The organism is Virgifigura deserti, from assembly GCA_003576685.1.
Classification (GTDB): Bacteria; Pseudomonadota; Alphaproteobacteria; order Dongiales; family Dongiaceae; genus Virgifigura; species Virgifigura deserti.
Genome location: QOZR01000010.1, coordinates 116,184 through 135,817, shown reverse-complemented (window position 1 = coordinate 135,817; position 19,634 = coordinate 116,184). Strand labels below are relative to the sequence as shown.

Sequence of the window (19,634 nt, the reverse complement as noted above, 5' to 3'; positions counted from 1 at the left end):
TGCGCCGCGCCGCATTTTGCCGCAGCGTGATCGGCTAATCCGTCGACGGTACAAGTTCGATCTCGCCCCCGCGGTTCCGGCCGCGGCTGATCTGGAAGGCGAGGTTCGATTCGTCCGGCCAGCGCCGGCGCGCCGCTGCGAGCAAGGTTTCGGCATCGGCCTCGGACGGGATGATGGCGAAGCCGGTCGGGCCCCAGGAACTCTGTCCGACGCCGCAAATTCCCTGCGCTTCCAGCCAGGCGAGGACGTCGGCTACGGCCGGGCTCATGAACCGGGCGCCCTGCACAGGGGCGAAATGGTCGCCGACCGTTCGCTGCAGCTCGGCCACCGCGCCGCCGAATCGGTCCAGGTCCTCCTCAGCGAGCGCCGGCAGGGCGATCATAAGCACCATGCGGCAGAGGCGCGCCGCATCCTCCGCCGGAAAGGGCGGCAAGCGGTGAAAGGCCTCGATCTCGGCCGGCCCATGGACACCGTGACTTGCTTGATCGAAGATCAGCAGAATTCGCCACTGCTCCGGAAAGGCGAACCGGCTGAGCACAGGGGGCGGCTCGTCCGTGTCGCCACGGCCGCCGTCGAGAATGACGCCGCCCTGCTCGAAGGCCGCGATGCCGATGCTCGAGCGCGCTCCCCGGTCGAGCAGATGGGCAATGGCCCGCGTCTTCACATCCAGACCATGAAGCCGCGCAACGGCGACGCCGGTCGCCAGGGCGAGCTGCGTACCGGAGCCGAGGCCGATATGACTCGGGATCGCCCTCTCGACCGTGAGTCGGAGTTTGTCGGCGACGCCGAAATGCCGCGTCACCTTTTCGAGATGCGCAAGCGCACGGCCCGCATCCGGCCCTTCGGCCGCGAGCGCATCGCTCCAGCCGACGGTGAGACGCGTCTGCGGCGAATCGAGCGTGATCCCGAAGCTGCCGAACCGGCGGCCGAGACCGCCATTGAGATCGAGGAAGCCGAGATGGAGTCGCGCCGGCACGGTGACGGCCACGCGCTCGACCGGTCGACGGATCGCTTTCGCACCGGCCGCGTTTGTGGTCATGTTGCCTGCATAGGGCGGTGCCGCTATCATTTCATCGTGAATGGACACTCGATTTCGCGATGTCAAGCAGGTTGTCGGCGAGAAGCGAGTCAGGGAGACAGGCGCCATGGCCGAAAAAGAGACGGTCTACAGCGACGAGGAAATCGAGAGCCGACTAAAGGCCGAGTTGCCGCACTGGCATCTCGAGAAGGGCTGGATCCGGCGAAAGTACAGGACGAATAGCTGGAAAGGCACCTTGATGGTCATCAACACGGTCGGGCATCTGGCCGAGGCCGCCTGGCACCATCCGGACCTCACCGCCTCCTATGCCTGGGTTGAGGTCAGGCTGATGAATCACGCGGCGAAGGGAATCACGGACAAGGACTTCCAGCTCGCGAAGAAGATCGAGGACGTCATCCAGTGGCAACCCGGCAAGGAGGGTGGCGCACTCGAAGGCACGCCTCCGTCCGATCCGCGCTTCGCCTACGTCAAATACGATTCCTAAGCGGCACGACGATGGCTGCCGAACGGACGCTTTGGCGCGACGTCGTATGCCCGTTCTGCGGCTTGGCCTGCGACGATCTTGCGATCGAGCGCGAGGGTGATCGGCTGAGCGTTCGCGAGGCCGGCTGCGCGCGAAGCCGCGCGCAGTTCGAGCGGCCGCAGCGCGAGGCCGAGCCGCAGATCGACGGGAATGCCACCGATCTTGCGTCGGCGGTCGCGCGCGCCGCCGACCTGCTGCAGGACAGCCGCCTGCCGCTGTTCGCGGGCCTTGCAACGGATGTCGACGGGATGCGCGCGGTGATGCAGTTGGCCGACCGGATCGGCGGCGTCGTCGACCATGCCGGCTCCGACGCGCTCTTCCGAAATCTTCGTATCCTTCAGGATTCGGGTTGGATCACGACGACGCTGAGCGAGGTCCGCAACCGCATGGACCTTCTGCTCATCGTCGGGCACTGGCCGGAGGAAGCCTTCCCGCGGTTCATCGAACGCTGCGTCGAGCCGGAACAGACCTTGAGTTCCGATGCGCCGCTGGTACGGCAAATCGTTCGGGTCGGCCCGCCGGCGCCGGATGGGAGTGCGGCGAAGTCCGGCCCGCCGGTCCTGGAGCTACCCTGCGCGATCGAACGGCTGCCCGAGGCGGTGGCGGCGTTGCGCTGTCTGGTGAACGAACAACAGCTCGCCGCCTCCGAGGTCGCCGGGATACCCGTCGCCGGTCTGCGCGAGCTGGCCGAGCGCCTGCGCTCCGCGCGCTACGGCGTCATCGCTTGGGCAGCCGCGGACTTGACCTTTGCGGGCGCCGAACTGACGGTGCAGGCGCTGAGCGCCCTGGTGCAGGACCTCAACCGGACGACGCGTTGCGCGCTGCTGCCGCTGACCGGCACCGACAACCTGATCGGCGTGAACCAGGTCTGCACCTGGCAGAGCGGATACCCGCTGCGGACCGGGTTCGGCCGCGGCATCCCGGAGCATGATCTCCATCTCTTCTCGGCGCAGCGCCTGCTCGATACCGGGGAGGCGGATGCGTTGGTCTGGATCTCCGCCTTCCGCGAAGCGTCGCTGCCGGTTGCGAGCGGCGTTCCGACCGTAGTCATCGCGACGCCCGGCACGACATGGACGAACCCGCCCGCGGTGTTCATTCCCGTCGGCACGCCGGGCATGGACCATAAGGGATCCCTTTTCCGAATGGACAGCGTCGTCATGCTGCGGCTCGCCGCGCTCCGCGACAGCCCCCTGCCGAGCGTCGCCACGGCGATATCGCAGATCGACGCGGCCCTCGCCGCGCGGAAGGAGGCGTGATGACGCTCGTCAAGCTCGCCGGCGGCCGGATCGTCGATCCGGCGAACGGACGCAATGGCGACGCCGCGGATCTCTATTTGCGGGACGGCGTGATCGTTCCGGATCCGGGGCCCGGGGCGGCGATCGATGAGACCGTCGATATCACCGGCAAGATCGTCATGGCCGGCGCGATCGATATCCACAGCCATATCGGCGGCGGGAAGATCAACATCGCCCGCATGATGATGATCGAGGACCATCGGAAGCACGCCGATGCCGGGGATGGACTCCGGCGCTCGGGCGGCGGTCTCTATACGCCGACGACCTTCGTCACCGGCTATCGATACGCTGCGATGGGATATACCGCCGCCTTCGAGCCGGCGATGGTTCCCGCCAACGCCCGCCACGCGCATGCCGAGCTGGCCGACACGCCAATGATCGATAAGGGCTGCTACGCCATGCTCGGCAGCGACGACTTCCTGCTGCGGATGCTAGCGAACGGGGCCGAGCAGCAGGCAATAAACGACTATGTCGGCTGGATGCTGCAGGCCACGCAGTCCGTCGCGCTGAAGGTCGTCAATCCCGGCGGCATCAACGCCTTCAAGTTCAACGCGCGCAACCTCGGCCTCGACACGCCCAGCCCGCATTACGGCGTGACGCCCCGCAGAATCGTCGCCGCGCTGGCGCGGGCCGTGAACGAACTCGGCATCTGCCATCCGGTGCACCTCCACTGCAACGATCTGGGCGTTCCGGGAAACTGGGAAACGACGGTGGGGACGATCGACGCCGCCGAGGGACTGCCGCTGCATCTGACGCATCTTCAGTTCCACAGTTATGGGACGGAGGGCGACCGCAAGTTCTCCTCGGCGGCGGCGCAGCTTGCGGAGGTCATCAATCGAACACCATCAGTCAGCGTCGACATCGGCCAGATAATCTTCGGCCAGACGGTGACGGCCTCCGGCGACACGATGATCCAGTATCGCAACCACCGGCACGCCCATCCCAAGAAGTGGATGTGCATGGATATCGAATGCGATGCCGGCTGCGGCGTGGTGCCGTTTCGCTATCGCGACGAAAATTTCGTCAACGCCCTGCAGTGGGCCATCGGGCTGGAGCTTCTGCTGTTGGTCGAGGATCCCTGGCGGGTGTTCCTCACCACCGATCATCCGAACGGGGCGCCGTTCACGGTCTATCCGCATCTGATCCGGCTTTTGATGGACCGCGGCTTCCGAAGGGACATGCTGAAGACGATCAACAAGCATGCGGCGGCCGCAAGCACGCTCGGCGGCATCGAACGGGAATACAGCCTCTACGAGATCGCGATTCTCACACGCGCCGCTCCCGCCCGCAGCCTGGGCCTCCTCGACCGCGGGCATTTGGGGGTGGGCGCGGTCGCCGACATCACCGTCTATACGGAACGGGAGAATCGCGAGGCGATGTTCGCGCGCCCCGACTATGTCTTCAAGGATGGCCGGCTGATCGCACGCAACGGCGAGGTCACCGACATCGTCTGGGGCGCCACACATGTGGTTCGTCCGGAGTTCGACCAGGGGATCGAAGGGCCGTTGGAGGACTATTTCAACCGGTTCCAGACGGTGCGCCTCGGCAACTTCCGAGTCACCGATGACGAGATGGAGGACGAGGGGCGCTCGCGCCTGGTCCGTCACCCCTGCCGCCGGACGACGCCATGATCATCAACGGCGTCGCCATCGAAGACACCTTCGCCGAGGCCTTCGGGATGAAGGCAACACGGCTGGTGATCACCGCGGACACGGCCGAGTGGGCCTGGAACGCCGGCAACAGCATGACTGGCTTCGCCACCTCCGTCATCGCCTGCGGCTGCGAGGCGAGCATCGAGCGCCGGCTGCTACCCGAGGAAACGCCGGACGGACGTCCGGGCGTCTCGGTCATGATCTTCAGCATGTCGACGAAGGACCTGCAGAAGCAGGTCGGCGACCGGGTCGGCCAGTGCGTTCTCACCGCGGCCGGCTCGGCCTGCTTCTCGGGCATGGACGGGGGCGACCCGCTGAAGCTCGGCGCGCTGCTGCGCTATTTCGGCGACGGCTTCCAGATCGCCAAGAAGTTCGGCGACCGGCGCTATTGGCGGATTCCGGTAATGGACGGCGAGTTCGTCTGCGAACACACGGTCGGCACCGCCAAGGGAATCGGCGGCGGCAACTTCCTGATCCTGGCGGCGTCGCGCGCGGCGGCGCTCGCCGCGACCGAGAAAGCCGTGACGGCGATCCGGACGGTTCCGAACGTCATCCTGCCCTTTCCCGGCGGCATGGTCCGCTCCGGCTCGAAGATCGGCGCGAAGTACAAGGGGCTTATTGCCTCGACCAACAATGCCTATTGCCCAACCCTGAAGGGTCAGACGGAGACCGCCTTGCCGCCCGAGGTCGAGTCCGTGCTCGAAGTGGTGATCGACGGCTTGACGGCCGAGGATATCGCCGCGGCGATGCGCGCCGGCATCACGGCGGCCTGCGAACTGGGCGCGGCCAACGGCGTGCTTCGGATCACCGCCGGCAATTACGGCGGCAAGCTGGGCAAGTTCCTGTTCCATCTGCGGGAGCTGATGGCATGAGCGGCCTTGCCTTGACCTTGCGCGACCCGCCGCGGCAACGGCTCGATCTGTCGCCGCTTACCCCCGACCGGCTCGCGGGCCTGGATGAGGCGGCGATCGCGGCGATCGAGCTGATCAGCGGCAATCAGCGGCTGCGGGTCGGTGACCTCTTCGCCATCGCGATCGGCGATCCGGCCGATCTTTCCATCCGCAACGCATGCGACAAGCTGGATTTCATCGGCCGGGCCATGACGGATGGAACGATCACCGTCGAAGGCGATGCCGGAGCCTATGTCGGCCTCGGCCTGCGCGGCGGCCGCATCCATGTCCGCGGCGGCGTCGGTCCCTGGGCAGGGGCGGAGATGCATCGCGGCGTCATCGAGATCGACGGCGATGCCGGCGACTTCACCGCGGGCGCCGTTCCCGGCGAGACGAAGGGGATGCGCGGCGGTCTGGTGATCGTCCGCGGCAACGCCGGGCATCGGGCGGGCGACCGGATGCGGCGCGGCATCCTGGTGATCGAGGGCAGCGTCGGCAGCCATGCCGGCTCGCGCATGATCGCCGGCACCGTGGCGGTGCTGGGCGCGGCCGTCGGTCCCTATCCCGGCTTCGGGATGAAGCGGGGCAGTCTGATCCTGTCGAGCGCGCCCGAGCGCCCGTCGCCGACCTTCGCCGATTGCGGCGCGCACGATCTCGGCTTCCTCAAGCTGCTGCCGCAGGCAGTCGGCGACCGCTCCAGCCGCCTCGCCGAGCTCTGGGCCATGCCGCCGCGGGTCCGCCGCTTCGCCGGAGACTTGGCGGCCGGCGGCATGGGCGAGATCCTGATCCGCAGGATCTGAAGACTTTCAGGAACGACGCTCCTCGCGATACGATCGTCTGTGCTGGCGGACTCGAGAAGCCGCCATGGGAAGCGATTCAACCCGGAGAGGAAACAAGATGGCAAAGCTTTCGATGTCTGTGGAGGTTGGCGCGTCGGCCGACGAAGTGTGGCCCGTCGTCGGTGATTTTGCGGCGTTCGACCGATGGCATCCGGCCGTCGAGCGGTGCGACGCGAATAGCGGGACGGCAGGGTCGACGCGCGATCTGCATCTCGCAGGCGGCGGGCTGATCCGCGAACGGCTGGAGAGCGTCGACGAGAAGGGGCAATCGCTGACCTACGTCATTCTCGAGAGTCCGCTTCCTGTGCGGGACTACGTCTCGACGCTCCGGGTCACCGGCGATGGCGGACGTTGCAGGGTCGAATGGAGCAGCGAATTCAAGCCGGCGGGGCTGCCCGAACCCGAAGCGGTGAGGACGATGGAGGGAGTCTACAAAGCCGGCCTCGACAATCTGAAGACGATGTTCGGCGCGTGAGCGGCGGCTCCGCATCTTTGGCGGAGTGGCTTCCGCAGGATCTTCCCGCCTCGGCACGGCTCTATCTGCGACCGATCGGGCTCGTCAGCGGACCGGCGGCGGCATCGCTGATCGCCGCCGGCACCGGCCGGTCCGTCGCCGGCGGGCCGCTGGCCTTCACCGGCTGCGAGGTCTGTATCCGGGCTCCGGGGCGGACGAGCCGGATCGGCGCGACGCTGGCCGATCTGGAGCGGTGGGCGGCGCGATGCGGCGGCGCGGCGGAGGCGCGGATCGCCTCCTTGTTGACCCGGATCACCGAGCCGCGGGCCGCACCGGACGGGTGGGACCCTTCCCGGCCGCGCCTGATGGGCATCCTCAACGTTACGCCGGACAGTTTCTCCGACGGCGGCGACTTTACGACTCCGGCGGCAGCGGTGGCGCAAGGCATATGCCTGGCGGAAGCGGGCGCCGATATTCTCGATATCGGCGGCGAGTCCACGCGACCGGGCGCCGAACCGGTCGCGCCGCAGGAAGAAATCGCGCGCGTGCTGCCGGTGATCAAGGGATTGGCGGCCAAGCGCGACGCGCTTCACGGCGCGAGAATTTCCATCGACACGCGCCGCGCCGCGGTCATGCGCGCCGCGCTGGCCGCCGGCGCCGATATCATCAACGACGTCACCGCCCTGACCGGCGACCCGGAGAGCATGGCTGTCGCCGCGGACAGCCGCGCGATGATCATGCTGATGCATATGCAGGGCGAGCCGCGCACCATGAATATCGCCCCGTCCTATGATGACGTGGTCCTGGACGTGTTCGACGCGCTGGAGACGCGGCTGGAGGCCTGCGTCGCCGCCGGCATCGACCGGCGCCGCTTGGTTGCCGATCCCGGCCTCGGCTTCGGCAAGCGCGGTCGCGAGAACGTCGCGGTCCTGCGGGGGCTGGCTCTCTATCACGGCCTGGGCGTGCCGCTGCTCCTGGGCGCGTCACGTAAGGGGCTCGGCGACGCCGTCAGCGGGCGCGTGACGCCGAAGCAGCGCCTCCCGTCGTCGCTCGGCGCGGCGATGCACGGTCTCGATCAGGGCGTGCAGATCCTGCGCGTCCACGACGTGGCGGAAACGCATCAGGTCCTCAGGCTTTGGGAACGGCTGCACGGGTTTGAAGAATGACGGTCACCGCGGAGAGTCCGCCATTCGATTCACGCATGCTCGCCGTCGACGGAGATCACAGGCTGTATGTCGAGCAGGCCGGCAATCCGGACGGCATTCCGGTACTGTTCCTGCATGGCGGGCCGGGCAGCGGCTGTCAGCCCGCGCATCGCCGGTTGTTCGATCCGGCGTGGTTTCGAATCATCCTCTTCGACCAGCGCGGCGCCGGCCGCAGCACGCCGAAGCGCAGTCTCGCCGGCAACACGACGCAGCATCTCGTCGCGGACATGGAGCGGATCCGCCGGGAGTTCAGCATCGAGCGCTGGATGCTGGTCGGCGGCTCCTGGGGCGCGCTACTGGCGACGGCCTATGCCGAAGCTTTTCCGGAGCGGGTTACGGCGGTAGCGCTGCGCGCCGTGTTTCTAGGCAGCGCCGAGGAGGCCGACTGGGCGTTCGTCCGCGGCCCGCAAACCTTCTACCCGGACTTCTGGCGCCACTTCGTCGACTTGCTGCCGATCTCGGAGCGTGGCGATCCGCTGCGGGCCTATGGCGCCCGGCTGATGCATCCGGATCCGGCCGTTCACCGCCCGGCCGCCTTCGTCTGGCATGATTACGAGCGCGCGCTGTCCATGCTGAATCCGGGCTCGGTCGCATTGCCGCAATCCCTCGACAAGCCGGCCGGAACTCGCGACACGCCGAACACGCCGTTCCTCGAATGGCACTATATCAGCCACGACTGCTTTCTGCGGCCGGGAGAGCTGCTGGCCGGCGCCGACCGGCTCCGCGGTATTCCCGGCATCATCGTTCAGGGCCGCTATGACCTGCTCTGCCCGCCCGTCACCGCCGATGCGCTGGCGCGCCGCTGGGAAACCTGCGACCTGCGCCTGATCACGGCAGCCGGTCATTCGATGGCCGAACCCGAGATTCACCGGAACCTCACGGCGGCCATCGACGAACTCGGTCAACGGTTGGCCCGGGGGTTGGCCTGATGGCGCGCCGTCAATTCGCTCGACAGGCCAGGCAGGCTTTATAGAATGACATCCTGAACTGGCCTGTCGACCGCGGCGCAGGCGCGCGCTGATCTCAGGCAATTGTCGGAGTCTGGCGACGTTCCCCGGGAACCTGGGACCGGTCCGCCGCATTTATATCCGGTCACGAAACGGTCTTCGGGAGGTGCAGTCAATGACGATATCGAAACTGCTTGCCGGCGGGGCGATGGCTTTGCTGGCGCTGTCGAGCGGTCCGGCGCTGGCGCAGGGCGACGCCGCGAAAGGCGAAAAGTTGTTCGCCCGCTGCCAAGCCTGCCACTCCGTCGAGCCGGGCCAGAACAAGATCGGCCCCACCCTAGCCGGTCTGTTCGGGCGCAAGGCAGGGAGCGTCGAGGGCTTCAACTATTCCGATGCGATGAAGAGTGCCGATGTCGTCTGGGACGAGCAAACCGTGAGCGAATATCTTGCCGACCCGAAAGGATATATTCCCGGCAACAGGATGCTGTTTGCCGGCCTCCGGAACGAGCAAGACCGCGCGGACATCATCGCCTATCTGAAGGAAGCGACGCAGTAGGCGGCGCGGCGCTGATCGCTCGGCAGGAGTAGGCCCGTGATGTAAAGGGCCACCCCAAGACCGCTCTTGGATCGGCTCAATCGCTCATGCTGGACATCGTGTCACCTCTCTGACCATACTCCGCCGAAGGGCGCGTTTCAGGACTGATGAGCTGAGTTCATCGGGAAACTTTCTGTGACGCATTGGAAGCCGGCCGAGCTGAAGACAAGTGAACTGCGAGCGCTGGCCGACATGCGGGGCTGGCAATTTCTCGACTGTTGCCCGCTCTGCAGCGATAAGAGCTTTAATCCCTTCTTCCTCGGACGCGACCGCTGCGTTCTCTGCAGATGCGCTGACTGCGGTATCGTCTTCCTGAACCCGCGTCCCGCCAGCTCGAGATATGAACCCGGCTGGCTACAGAAGCGCTATCTGCCAAAATCCATTGAACGGGGATTCTTTTCGCCGGATCTAAAACCCGATCTTCCCAGGATTTACGAGAAGTATCGCAAGATCGCCGATATGGCGGCGATGCTGAAACCGAAGGAGCCGGTTGTCGATATCGGGTGTGGGATCGGATTGTCCATGCTCGCCCTCAAGCACAAGGGGATTCGCTCGATAGGAGTCGAGGTCGATCACGAATTTCTGACCTTTGCCCGCGACACCCTGGGCCTGCAGGTTCGCTACCATGACGTGACAGCCGAACCGCTGGAGCAGCGAACCGACGTGGCCACCATGAACTCCGTTCTGGAACATGTCGAGGATCCGGTCGGCTTTCTATCGGCGATCCGTCGCAACATTCTTGCAAAACCCCGCTTTGGGCGAAGTGGCGCTCTGGCTCTAACCGTACCGAATCTGATGTCTCTGGAATTCCTGCGAGACGGACGGGAATGGCGCGTGATCACCGGTGATCATCTTTGGTATTTCACCGAAGACAGCCTGGCAATGGTCGCGAAACGGGCGGGATTTGAGGTCGAACATATCCAGCGTGAAAGCCGCGCGCCGCAAGGGTTGGAGATATTTCACACCTATGTTCACGATATCCTGGGCGTTGATAGGAACACGCGTGGCGGCATTGGGATGATTCTCCGCTAGCTGCCCCGGACTTTTCGGCGCACGCCAGTGTACGCGCCAACCATTCGGGCCACCCTTATAGCAAGTTGAGGTCAGTTCGCGTGGGAATGGTCGACAAGGTAATCCAAAGCCCTCCTGTTCCGGACGTCAAACCGGCGGATGAAACCGGGGCGAAGATAAAGGATGAGTCAGTTCAGCCGTCAGCTAGTCGGCTTGCCGCACGGGACCTGATTGAAGGTTGTCTTATGTGGCGGCTGTGGGGGACATTGGGCCTACAGGACATTCGGCAGCGCTACCGGCGGTCCATCCTGGGCCCATTCTGGCTGACGCTCTCCCTGGCGATCCTCGTCTGCACCCTCGGCCTTCTCTATGGCCAGCTGATGGGGAAGTCGTACCGAGAATACGTGCCGCATCTCACTTTAGGTTTTATCAGCTGGCAGCTTATCAACGGCCTTGTTTCCGATGGCTGCAAGGTGTTCATCTCGGCAGAAGCGTGGATCAAGAGCGTCCGGTCGCCACTTTCCTTATTTGTATGGCAGCTTACTTGGCGGCATCTCGTAATCGCTGCACATAACATGCTCGTCTATGTCGGCGTCGCCCTATTGCTCGGAATATGGTGCGGTCTTGAAGGCCTGTTGGTTGTGCCGGGCCTTCTTCTGGTTCTGGCGAACGCCGTCTGGGTCATGCTCCTGGTTGGCATTCTCTGCGCTCGGTTCCGGGACATCCCCCCAATCGTGAGCAGCCTGATGCGGCTCGCATTCTTTGTGACGCCTATCCTCTGGATGCCGGATCAACTCGGAACACGCTCGCATCTGGCCCTGTTTAATCCATTCACTTATTTCGTCGAAGTTCTACGCGGGCCGCTGCTTGGCTATGTGCCGAGCGCTGCGACATGGATGCTCGCCCTCGCCGTCACGATCGTCGGGTGGAGCGTAACCTGGCCCATGTTCGTGCGGTTTCGAGGTCGTGTCCCTTATTGGCTCTGAGAGTGCTGATGGTTTCCCTCCACCTAAAGAAGGTCAGCGTCGATTTTCCCCTCTATGGCCTGCGGGGGCGGTCGCTGAAGCAGAGCTTGCTCCGGATCGGCAGCGGAAATCGAATTGGCCGAGACTCCAAAGATCGTATCGTCATCAGAGCGCTGCATCGGATTTCTCTGCAGTTCGAGAAGGGTGACCGCGTGGGCCTCATCGGCTCGAATGGAGCTGGCAAGACAACCTTGCTTCGGGTATTGGCCGGGATTTACGAGCCGACCTCCGGGACGTTGCGAGTTGATGGCCATGTCACTTCGATGCTCAACATCCGGTTAGGCATCGACCAGGAGGCAACGGGTTACGAGAACATTTATCTACGCGGACTGGCCATGGGAATGACGCCTGAGGAAATCCGGCAGCGGACAGCTGAGATCGCGGCGTTCACGGAGCTCGGCAATCATCTGAATCTGCCGCTGCATACCTATTCGACGGGCATGCGCATGCGTTTGGCCTTCGCTGTGGCAACTGCTGTCGAACCGGACATTCTTCTGATGGATGAGTGGATCGGTGCCGGCGATGCCAGCTTTACGGAGAAGGCATCGAAGCGGATGAACGAATTGGTGGAGCGATCCGGTATCTTAGTCCTGGCATCGCATAATGCATCGCTGATCGAGCGGACTTGCAACAAAGTGGTGTTGCTTGATCAAGGCAAGGTCGCGGCATTCGGTCCCGTCAGCGAGATAATGCCCGCTTATCGAAAGGCTTCCTAAGTTGTTTCGCCCGGATTCAACATGCGCTTCCCGAACACCTCTACGGCCAATCGCGTTGTGATGAACTGACATTTTCAACTTCCGCCGGAGCACCTCGACTGTAGGCACTTCAAGGAGCGGATCCAATTGAGCAGGTCGAGTTCCCGTAAAACCGCACTTCTCGTATTGGGCATGCATAGGAGCGGAACCTCTGGGTTGACGCGCCTCCTGAATTTGCTTGGCGCCGATCTGCCGCGAACTCTCATCCCTCCGAGTTCCAACAATGAACGGGGGTATTGGGAATCGGAGCGGCTGAGGGAAGCCCACGATAACTTCCTCAAGTCGGTGGGTTCGCGCTGGGATGACACCAGGAGCTTGGATGAGGGGCTCTATAGCAGTGCGGCGGCCAGCCGGCTCAAGGGTGAAATACGAGAGGAACTCACCGAGAATTTTGCGGAGTCGGGTCTATTCGTTATCAAAGACCCTCGGATCTGCCGTTTCACTCCCTTGTGGCTTAGCGCCCTCAGAGACTTTGGCGCCGAGCCGCGAGCCATCATGCCGATACGCGATCCGCGAGAGGTTGCCGCATCGCTCAACGAGCGGAATGGGTTTACGCTTACAAAATCCCTCCACCTCTGGCTACGACACACACTCGATGCAGAGCGCGGGACCCGCAACATCCCTCGTGTGTTTCTGACCTATGATGAACTTCTGTCGGATTGGCGCAGCGCAGTCGCGCGCATTGGCACTGCATTAAGTGTAGCGTGGCCCCGGTCGCCCCATGAGGCATCTCCGGACATCGATGGTTTCATTACATCGGACCTTCGCCACCACGAAAGCAATTCGGCGAACCTATGCACAGATCCGGAGGTTCCAGACTTAGTCAAAGCGTCGCAATCAGTGTTTCTATCGATGACGCGAGGGGAGGACACGCCGGATCTCCGACGCCGTCTTGACGCCGTTACAGCGGCTCTGGGGTCGAGCGAAGGTGCATTTCTAAGGATGGTGGCTAAACAAGAAGAGCAAGAAAGCCACCTGAAGCATATGGTTGCCGAGACCAGGCATCTAATGATTGCTGAGCTAAGGCAGACAAATTCTCAGATCGGTAAACAAGAAGAATATCTTAAGGACAAGATACACGGTCTCGAAGAAACAGTTCGCCAGCTCGAAGGAACAGCTCGCAAACTTGAGAAAACGGTTCACAGCTTATCCGAATCCGCCAGTTCCCTTAATGAGCAGGAAAGAGCGCTGCGCGATCGCATAGATATTTTGTCCGATAGAATGTCCAAGCAGGATCAGAAAATCACGAGTCAGAAGAAGCAGATAGAGAGCATACTAAAATCGCCGGCCTGGACCGCGATCAAGTTTTTGGGAAAGACAAAAAGCACCATCGCGACAGTGAGCCGGCCATCCAAATTGGCCCGCTTGCCATCGAGGGGCAACTTCCGGCTCTTACGCGAATTCATCATCATCCGCCGGTCCGGCCTGTTCGATGCAGAGTGGTATCTTCGGCAGTATCGCGACGTTGCGAAGGCCGGAGCAAATCCGCTCATGCACTACATTCGTCACGGCTGGAGCGAAGGTCGCGATCCCGGCCCGAATTTCAGCACTTCTTGGTACCTGAAGAAAAATCCTGATGTTGCCAGAGCCGGAATCAACCCTTGCGCACACTACATCAGGACTGGGCGAGAAGAGGGTCGCGCATCCACTCCCAGCATATCCGGCACCAATCTTGAGGCTGTGAAGACGAAGAAGGGTAGGTCGGCCACTCAGGTGAGGGTAGCAATCCCTCAAGATGTGCCGGCACTGCAAGGGACCAGGGAGTCCTTTGAGCGTTGCGGACGATATAGATCCCTGGTGTTCCTGAACGCGCTGAAGGAAAGCCTTCCTTCTCTACCGGCGGCGGAACAAGAGTTCCTGACTTCCAAAATCAATGACGAGATTGAGCGTATCCGAAGCGCCGCCTGGCGTGATTTCCACGAGAAGTCGAGCAAGGGCGGCATCGTCGTCTATACCTGCCTCTTCGGAGATTACGACCGTTTGAAGGAACCGGCGTTTATCGATCCGGAGGTGGAATATATCTGCTTTACCGACTCAGCCGAGTTGCGCTCGGACGGGTGGCGCATAGTCCGGCTCGAGACCGATGAGCCAAATCCGCGGCGCGCATCGAGGTCGACCAAGATCCTTCCGCACAAACATCTGCCGGAGCATGGTTTTAGCGTCTATGTCGACGCGACTATTTGCATAACGGCTGAGTCGATCAAGAACTTGGTGGTCGAAGCGCTTGGGGAGCATGACATCGGCCTCTACTCCCACCCCAAGCGGAACTGCATATACGAGGAAGGTCGGTACTGTATTCTTATCGGAAAAGAGACAACGCAAAATGTCGCGCCGCAGTTTCTACGGTACTTTGAGGAAGGTTTCCCGCCTAATTACGGCCTGTTCGAAAATGCATTCATCGTCCGACGCAACACCGAACGAATTCGTGAGCTGAATGAATTATGGTGGGAAGAGTACAACAAAGGGAGTCAACGAGATCAGCTATCGCTAATGTACTGCCTCTGGAAGCTGGACATACAAGCGAATGCAATACCGTTCGGCCGAGATTTCCGCACTAACCGGTACGCGGCTTTTGAAGACCATGAGTATATCCCCTATCTCGCTGGACGGGCCGAACGCAAAATCCCTGCCGCGGCGTCCATTCATGCGCAGAATGCGCCCAGCCTATTCTCCTTTGTTGCCGCGAGCTACGACAAGGAAGACGCTGTAGGCGCCTACCTGCAGGGGATCGAGAGACAGGACTATGGCGGGCCCATTGAAGTTGTCCTCGTCGACGATTGCTCAAGCGACAAGACCGTCGAAATCGCGGAACAATTTGCCGAACGGTGGCGACGACACTCACAGCTGACGCTGAAAATCATCCAGAACGGGCAGAATGTCGGCAATTGCGGCTCGCGCAATATCGGAGTCGCCGCGGCATCGGGTGAGGTTGTCTGCATAACAGATGCCGACTGCGTTCCGAACAGAATGTTCGCCCGCAATCATTCGCTCAGCCTTCGCAACGGCGCCAACGTCTCAATCGGTCCCATGGGCATTGAGAAGGGGACCGAGCCGCTGGACTCACTGTTCGAGGCGCTTGATGGTGACCCGGACCTACGAATAGCGAGAATGAAGCTGCAATGGCCTAAGGAGCGGACGGCCTTTATCAACTGTGTGACACGCAACTTCTGCATCTCGAGAATTCTTCTAGACAGCTTGGATGAAGAGCTTTTCGACGAAGATTTTGCATACCGGAATAGCCCGGATACAGGGTTTGGATGGGAAGACGTGGATATGGGTGCCCGGCTGTTCTCACGTGGTAACCGCATCCATTTCAATGTTAACGCCTATACCATCCACATGACTCACTCTTCCAATATCAGCCAAGACGTCAAGGCCCGTGGATCGATCCGGAATTTTTGCCGATTACTCTCTCGAAACCCACATATCATAGAACTCTTCCCATCATGGACGAATACAACGCTCGGGAAGATCGAAAAGTGGCTCGTTGATTGCGAAGATCGGGAAAACCGAGATCTTGCCGCAGCTAGAAAGCTTTACGAGACAAATTTACGAGAATTCTGGTCTCGCTACTGAGGCATGACTATTGGATGCTGAATAGTCAACACGCCCTCGATGATCAGAAAAGCCTTTTCATGTCACCATCTGACCCGTCGAAATGAATGACAGCTAGACTTTGAAACTGCGTTACCCAGTTCCCACAATTCGGTGCCCTAGGATCGTCCGGATGATTCCAAGCCCCTACTACGAGACAGAAGCGATTGAGCAGCGCGTGCGTGAGGGTCGGCACCGCGACGCCATTGGGGGCATGTGGGAAGAAATCGGCCAGCTACAGGTGGACTTCCTGTGTCGCAACGGGTTGCGCCCCGGCCATCGCCTTCTCGATATCGGATGCGGTTCGTTGCGCGCTGGTGTCAGGCTTGTGGCCTACCTAGAGCCCGACCATTACTGGGGAACGGACCTCAACTCATCGCTGCTCGACGCGGGCTACAATATCGAAATTCAGGCGCTCGGGCTGACAAACAGGCTTAGTCGGTCACATTTGGTCTGTGATACAGACTTCAGCTTTCCGGATATTCGGGGGCCATTTGATTACGTTCTAGCCCAGTCTGTGTTCACGCATCTGCCGTTCAATCACTTCCGACGCTGCCTTGCCCGTCTACGGCCCATTACGATTTCCGAGGGCCGACTCTTCGCGACATTCTTTATCTGTCCGAACGACCAGCCGATTGATCAGCCCTTTACTCATCAGCCAGGCGCTCGACAAACGACCGATATCGCTGATCCCTTCCACTACCGTGCCGCAGATCTGGCCTACGGCGCCAGCGAAACAGGATGGAATTTGGTGTCGTTGGGCGATTGGAATCATCCTCGCGGACAGAAGATCGCCATCTTCTCGCCCGCGTAATGACTTATCGAAGGAGCCTGTGATCGTGTCAGCGTTCCTCTACGGTCCAATTGTTGATAACGTCTAATTCTGGCTGTTGTCTCACGACGTGAACTGCAGCATTTCTACAATTCGAAGACTTTTTTGTCATGGATGTTGGCGAGCTCCCATACGCAAAAATTCACCCGCTGATCAAAGCCCTGGCGGAGGAGAAGAGGGCGAAGTTTCGCTCATGCCTGGATATCGGCTCAGGGCTCAGAATCCAGGACTCATGGTTTCAACGGTTTGCATATACGAGTGAACCGCGCAGATTTGTCGCTGCTGAAGTCGACCCTGAAATTCTGGCGCAGCTACGCGAGCGGGGAGTGGAAACCCTGAATCCGCTCGAGCAGGATACGCGCGAAATGTTCGATCTCTCAATGGCGCTCGAGACGATAGAACATCTCAGACCGGAAGAGACGGTCGGGTTTCTCAACTTCTGCGCACGCATGACGGAAAAACTTTTTGTTCTAACAACGCCGAATTTTGAATATTGGCGAAACATGAAAGCCACCGAAGACTACAAGGAATGTCGGTGGCATCCGGACCACTTCAGATACTTCAAGCCAAACAGCGATGATCCACACGACCATAAGCAGGAGATGACGCCGCGCATCCTCGAGTCTTACATCAGACAGTCCGAGTTCTCATCCGGCTGGGACGTGCGTATCTTCCGGGCATGGCCTTGGCGGCTTGTGGACGAGGCACGAGAAGTAAATTTTCGGATGCACTTCAAGCTATTCCTGTCAGCCTACAGGACATAGCAAGACTATAATCCCTTTAATATGGGGAACGCGGCTGAAACAACCGCCCCTACTTCTCCCCTGGCGGCTTGCCGATATGGCGCGAGGACGCAAAGGCGGGCGGGTCGCTGGCCGGGAAGGACTCCTCCGATGCCTCCTCGACCAGATCCTCGTCCGACAGGTGACGCCACTCGGCCAGCACCCGCTCGACCGCCTCGCTGACCTCGGCGACGCCGCCATAGATCCTGTCGCCGAGCCGATCAACGACGCGCTGCACCTTCTCGGGAGCGCGAACCTCGCGAGCGCAGCGCAGGAGGGCGTCCTTGTCGGCAGGATACTTTACTTGGCGCAGATGCGTGGTCACGTCGGCCACAGAGGGTGCTTCCATATTGCTCGGCATCGTTCGTTCGGCTCCCATTCGAGAGACCCGCCCACATGGGTCGCGGGCATCATGGGTCCTCGGAAGAAGAACGTCCCCCCAACGTCGAAGTTCCGATCCCGGCTGGACAGGAGCCATGGGCCATACCAGATCGGATGCACGGAACCGCGAGAGTAAATCGCCCCTATGACATGGCCGAGCGACGGCGACCGGAGCGGTGCAGCATGACGATGCAATTGGACTGCCTGATCATCGGCGGCGGGCCGGCGGGGCTCTCGGCCGCCATCTATCTTGCCCGCTATCGACGTCGCCTGCTCTTGGTCGACGAAGACAAGAGCCGGTGTTCCTGGATTCCCCAGTCGCACAACCACCCCGGCTTCCCCGACGGCATCACCGGAACGGCACTCCTCGCGCGCATGCGCGCCCAGGCCGAGCGTTACGGCACCCGGACCGAGGCAACGCGCATCGACAAGCTCGTCCGTGAGGAGGAGGGATTCCGGGCCGTAACTGCGGCCGGCCAGGCTCTGCGCGCCGCAACGGTCATCCTCGCGACCGGCGTCATCGACGCAGAGCCGGAACTGCCCGATCTTTATGGGGCGGTGCAGCGTGGTCTGATCCGGCATTGCCCGATCTGCGACGGCTTTGAGGTGATCGACCACAAGGTTGCGGTAATCGGCCACGGCACGGACGCGCTTGGCGAGGCGATGTTCCTGCGCACCTATACGCGCGACGTGACCCTCCTGACTCTCGGTCAGCCGATGACGCTGAGGATGGAGGATCGCCGCCGCATGGCGGAGGCCGGTATCGGGGCGATCGAGGAGCCCGTGGTCAACGTCACGGTCGAGGGCGATCGGATCACGCGGCTCAGCCTGGCAAGCGGGGCCAGCCATGCCTTCGATACGCTCTATTCCGCGCTGGGCACGGAGCCGCGCTCGAGCCTGGCCGCGCAGATCGGCGCCCGGATGAACGAGGCCGGCTGTCTGCTGGTCGGCGATCATCAGCGCTGCTCCGTGCCCGACCTATACGCCGCCGGCGACATCGTAGCCGGCCTCAACCAGATCGCTGTCGCGATGGGCCAAGCCGCCATCGCCGCAACCGCCATTCACGACACGCTTCGACACCGCGACAGCCATGGATGAGAAGGACCGGCTCCCGCCACAAAACTTCGCGCAGGCACGCCTCCCGCTGTTCCGGCGTCGGCCGGCGAATATTCTGCGCATCCATGCCCTGGACGTCGAGGCCTGCCATTTCGGCCGAAGCGGCAAGGCCCGCTTCGACGACCCGGAGCGGGAGTTCGGCGTATTCTATGGCGGCATCGGCCTCGCCTGCTGCGTCGCCGAGACAATTTTGGGCGAGATCTGCGCTGGCCGGCTTGCGCCCGCCGGGCTCGGCGCACAGGATCTCGCGGATCGGCTGGCCTGCCATCTGGAGCTCCCTCCCGGGGCGACCCTGACCCTCGTCGACCTGACCGGTGCCGGGCTGTTGCGGCTTGGCGCCGACGCCCGGCTCGAGGCGGAAGCCGACTACCGCGTCAGCCAAATCTGGTCGCGGGCCCTGTGGGCGCACCCGGATCAGCCGGACGGCATCCTCTATCGATCCCGCTACGACACGTCGCGCCGCTGCATCGCCCTGTTCGACCGCGCCCAGCGGCATGGGTTGACGTTTCGAGCAGAGGGGGCATTGCGGGATCACCCGGACCTGATCGCAGCGCTGCGGCGCTACGAAATGGGTCTTCACGCGGCCGCGGCACATAGCATCTGAACAACATCTGGAACCGCGCCTCTTCGGCCAACGTTGATGTTGCCCGGGCCGTCGCCCTCCGCGGTCCGAGAGGCGGGAGCGACCGGCTCCCGGAA

Annotated in this window: 19 protein-coding genes; 17 read left to right on the top strand and 2 right to left on the bottom strand. The window is 62.2% G+C overall.

From position 1 onward, the window contains the following. Positions 1-34: 34 nt before the first annotated feature. Complete coding sequence (locus DT069_RS17625; RefSeq protein ID WP_119461728.1) at positions 35-1,039, bottom strand: beta-ribofuranosylaminobenzene 5'-phosphate synthase family protein; 1,005 nt, start codon at positions 1,037-1,039, stop codon at positions 35-37. Between the two features lie 106 nt (positions 1,040-1,145). Between DT069_RS17625 and DT069_RS17620 the strand changes: the two genes are divergently transcribed. The 15 genes from DT069_RS17620 to DT069_RS17550 all read left to right on the top strand — a co-directional run bounded on the left by DT069_RS17620 (position 1,146) and on the right by DT069_RS17550 (position 17,420). Beyond that, positions 1,146-1,523: a 4a-hydroxytetrahydrobiopterin dehydratase gene (locus DT069_RS17620; protein WP_119461629.1), complete on the top strand. Its 378-nt coding sequence runs from the start codon at positions 1,146-1,148 to the stop codon at positions 1,521-1,523. 11 nt (positions 1,524-1,534) lie between these two features. Then, positions 1,535-2,818, top strand: a complete 1,284-nt coding sequence (locus DT069_RS17615) for a formylmethanofuran dehydrogenase subunit B (RefSeq protein WP_119461628.1) — start codon at positions 1,535-1,537, stop codon at positions 2,816-2,818. Continuing rightward, entirely contained in the window at positions 2,818-4,488 is a 1,671-nt protein-coding gene (locus tag DT069_RS17610) for a formylmethanofuran dehydrogenase subunit A (protein ID WP_119461627.1), read from the top strand. Before DT069_RS17615 ends, DT069_RS17610 begins: the two co-directional genes overlap by 1 nt. Further along, complete coding sequence (gene fhcD, locus DT069_RS17605) at positions 4,485-5,381, top strand: formylmethanofuran--tetrahydromethanopterin N-formyltransferase (RefSeq protein ID WP_119461626.1); 897 nt, start codon at positions 4,485-4,487, stop codon at positions 5,379-5,381. The genes DT069_RS17610 and fhcD overlap by 4 nt, the downstream gene beginning before the upstream one ends. Beyond that, on the top strand, positions 5,378-6,199 hold the full coding sequence (locus tag DT069_RS17600) for a formylmethanofuran dehydrogenase subunit C (RefSeq protein ID WP_119461625.1): 822 nt from the start codon (positions 5,378-5,380) through the stop codon (positions 6,197-6,199). The genes fhcD and DT069_RS17600 overlap by 4 nt, the downstream gene beginning before the upstream one ends. A 97-nt stretch (positions 6,200-6,296) precedes the next feature. After that, positions 6,297-6,713: an SRPBCC family protein gene (locus tag DT069_RS17595; RefSeq protein ID WP_162913259.1), complete on the top strand. Its 417-nt coding sequence runs from the start codon at positions 6,297-6,299 to the stop codon at positions 6,711-6,713. Further along, positions 6,710-7,858, top strand: a complete 1,149-nt coding sequence (folP, locus tag DT069_RS17590; protein ID WP_425450339.1) for a dihydropteroate synthase — start codon at positions 6,710-6,712, stop codon at positions 7,856-7,858. The genes DT069_RS17595 and folP overlap by 4 nt, the downstream gene beginning before the upstream one ends. Next, entirely contained in the window at positions 7,855-8,826 is a 972-nt protein-coding gene (gene pip, locus DT069_RS17585) for a prolyl aminopeptidase (protein WP_119461622.1), read from the top strand. Before folP ends, pip begins: the two co-directional genes overlap by 4 nt. Positions 8,827-9,019: 193 nt before the next feature. Then, positions 9,020-9,400 (top strand): c-type cytochrome, encoded by a 381-nt coding sequence (locus DT069_RS17580; RefSeq protein ID WP_119461621.1) that lies wholly within the window; start codon positions 9,020-9,022, stop codon positions 9,398-9,400. 174 nt (positions 9,401-9,574) lie between these two features. Beyond that, positions 9,575-10,471 carry a class I SAM-dependent methyltransferase gene (locus tag DT069_RS17575; RefSeq protein ID WP_119461620.1) on the top strand — a complete coding sequence of 299 codons (897 nt, stop codon included), beginning with the start codon at positions 9,575-9,577 and terminating at the stop codon, positions 10,469-10,471. Between the two features lie 86 nt (positions 10,472-10,557). Beyond that, entirely contained in the window at positions 10,558-11,436 is an 879-nt protein-coding gene (locus DT069_RS17570) for an ABC transporter permease (protein ID WP_119461619.1), read from the top strand. Positions 11,437-11,444: 8 nt separating this feature from the next. Beyond that, complete coding sequence (locus DT069_RS17565; protein ID WP_119461618.1) at positions 11,445-12,191, top strand: ABC transporter ATP-binding protein; 747 nt, start codon at positions 11,445-11,447, stop codon at positions 12,189-12,191. A gap of 195 nt (positions 12,192-12,386) precedes the next feature. Continuing rightward, a complete protein-coding gene (locus DT069_RS17560; RefSeq protein ID WP_162913257.1) occupies positions 12,387-15,806 on the top strand; it encodes a glycosyltransferase in 3,420 nt (1,139 codons plus the stop codon). Between the two features lie 151 nt (positions 15,807-15,957). Further along, positions 15,958-16,638, top strand: a complete 681-nt coding sequence (locus tag DT069_RS17555) for an SAM-dependent methyltransferase (RefSeq protein WP_119461616.1) — start codon at positions 15,958-15,960, stop codon at positions 16,636-16,638. Positions 16,639-16,766: 128 nt separating this feature from the next. Further along, complete coding sequence (locus tag DT069_RS17550; protein WP_119461615.1) at positions 16,767-17,420, top strand: class I SAM-dependent methyltransferase; 654 nt, start codon at positions 16,767-16,769, stop codon at positions 17,418-17,420. A gap of 49 nt (positions 17,421-17,469) precedes the next feature. On the opposite strand, the gene DT069_RS17545 is transcribed toward DT069_RS17550, so the two are convergent. Then, a complete protein-coding gene (locus tag DT069_RS17545; protein ID WP_162913256.1) occupies positions 17,470-17,787 on the bottom strand; it encodes a DUF2795 domain-containing protein in 318 nt (105 codons plus the stop codon). A gap of 215 nt (positions 17,788-18,002) precedes the next feature. On the opposite strand from DT069_RS17545, the gene DT069_RS17540 reads away from it, so the two are divergent. Together DT069_RS17540 and DT069_RS17535 are read left to right on the top strand one after the other, a co-directional pair. After that, positions 18,003-18,917 carry an NAD(P)/FAD-dependent oxidoreductase gene (locus DT069_RS17540; RefSeq protein WP_119461613.1) on the top strand — a complete coding sequence of 305 codons (915 nt, stop codon included), beginning with the start codon at positions 18,003-18,005 and terminating at the stop codon, positions 18,915-18,917. Then, positions 18,910-19,539, top strand: coding sequence for an RES family NAD+ phosphorylase (locus DT069_RS17535; protein ID WP_119461612.1), 630 nt, complete (start codon positions 18,910-18,912; stop codon positions 19,537-19,539). The genes DT069_RS17540 and DT069_RS17535 overlap by 8 nt, the downstream gene beginning before the upstream one ends. Positions 19,540-19,634: the final 95 nt, after the last annotated feature.

Excerpts from the sequence above, each read along its gene's own strand:
- DT069_RS17540 (WP_119461613.1), top strand. The coding sequence starts at position 18,003 with ATGACGATGCAATTGGACTGCCTGATCATCGGCGGCGGGCCGGCGGGG.
- fhcD (WP_119461626.1), top strand. The coding sequence starts at position 4,485 with ATGATCATCAACGGCGTCGCCATCGAAGACACCTTCGCCGAGGCCTTC.
- DT069_RS17620 (WP_119461629.1), top strand. The coding sequence starts at position 1,146 with ATGGCCGAAAAAGAGACGGTCTACAGCGACGAGGAAATCGAGAGCCGA.
- DT069_RS17570 (WP_119461619.1), top strand. The coding sequence starts at position 10,558 with ATGGTCGACAAGGTAATCCAAAGCCCTCCTGTTCCGGACGTCAAACCG.
- DT069_RS17550 (WP_119461615.1), top strand. The coding sequence starts at position 16,767 with ATGGATGTTGGCGAGCTCCCATACGCAAAAATTCACCCGCTGATCAAA.
- DT069_RS17600 (WP_119461625.1), top strand. The coding sequence starts at position 5,378 with ATGAGCGGCCTTGCCTTGACCTTGCGCGACCCGCCGCGGCAACGGCTC.
- DT069_RS17545 (WP_162913256.1), bottom strand. The coding sequence starts at position 17,787 with ATGGAAGCACCCTCTGTGGCCGACGTGACCACGCATCTGCGCCAAGTA.
- DT069_RS17595 (WP_162913259.1), top strand. The coding sequence starts at position 6,297 with ATGGCAAAGCTTTCGATGTCTGTGGAGGTTGGCGCGTCGGCCGACGAA.
- DT069_RS17580 (WP_119461621.1), top strand. The coding sequence starts at position 9,020 with ATGACGATATCGAAACTGCTTGCCGGCGGGGCGATGGCTTTGCTGGCG.
- DT069_RS17610 (WP_119461627.1), top strand. The coding sequence starts at position 2,818 with ATGACGCTCGTCAAGCTCGCCGGCGGCCGGATCGTCGATCCGGCGAAC.
- DT069_RS17625 (WP_119461728.1), bottom strand. The coding sequence starts at position 1,039 with ATGACCACAAACGCGGCCGGTGCGAAAGCGATCCGTCGACCGGTCGAG.
- DT069_RS17615 (WP_119461628.1), top strand. The coding sequence starts at position 1,535 with ATGGCTGCCGAACGGACGCTTTGGCGCGACGTCGTATGCCCGTTCTGC.
- DT069_RS17555 (WP_119461616.1), top strand. The coding sequence starts at position 15,958 with ATGATTCCAAGCCCCTACTACGAGACAGAAGCGATTGAGCAGCGCGTG.
- DT069_RS17535 (WP_119461612.1), top strand. The coding sequence starts at position 18,910 with ATGGATGAGAAGGACCGGCTCCCGCCACAAAACTTCGCGCAGGCACGC.
- DT069_RS17565 (WP_119461618.1), top strand. The coding sequence starts at position 11,445 with ATGGTTTCCCTCCACCTAAAGAAGGTCAGCGTCGATTTTCCCCTCTAT.
- pip (WP_119461622.1), top strand. The coding sequence starts at position 7,855 with ATGACGGTCACCGCGGAGAGTCCGCCATTCGATTCACGCATGCTCGCC.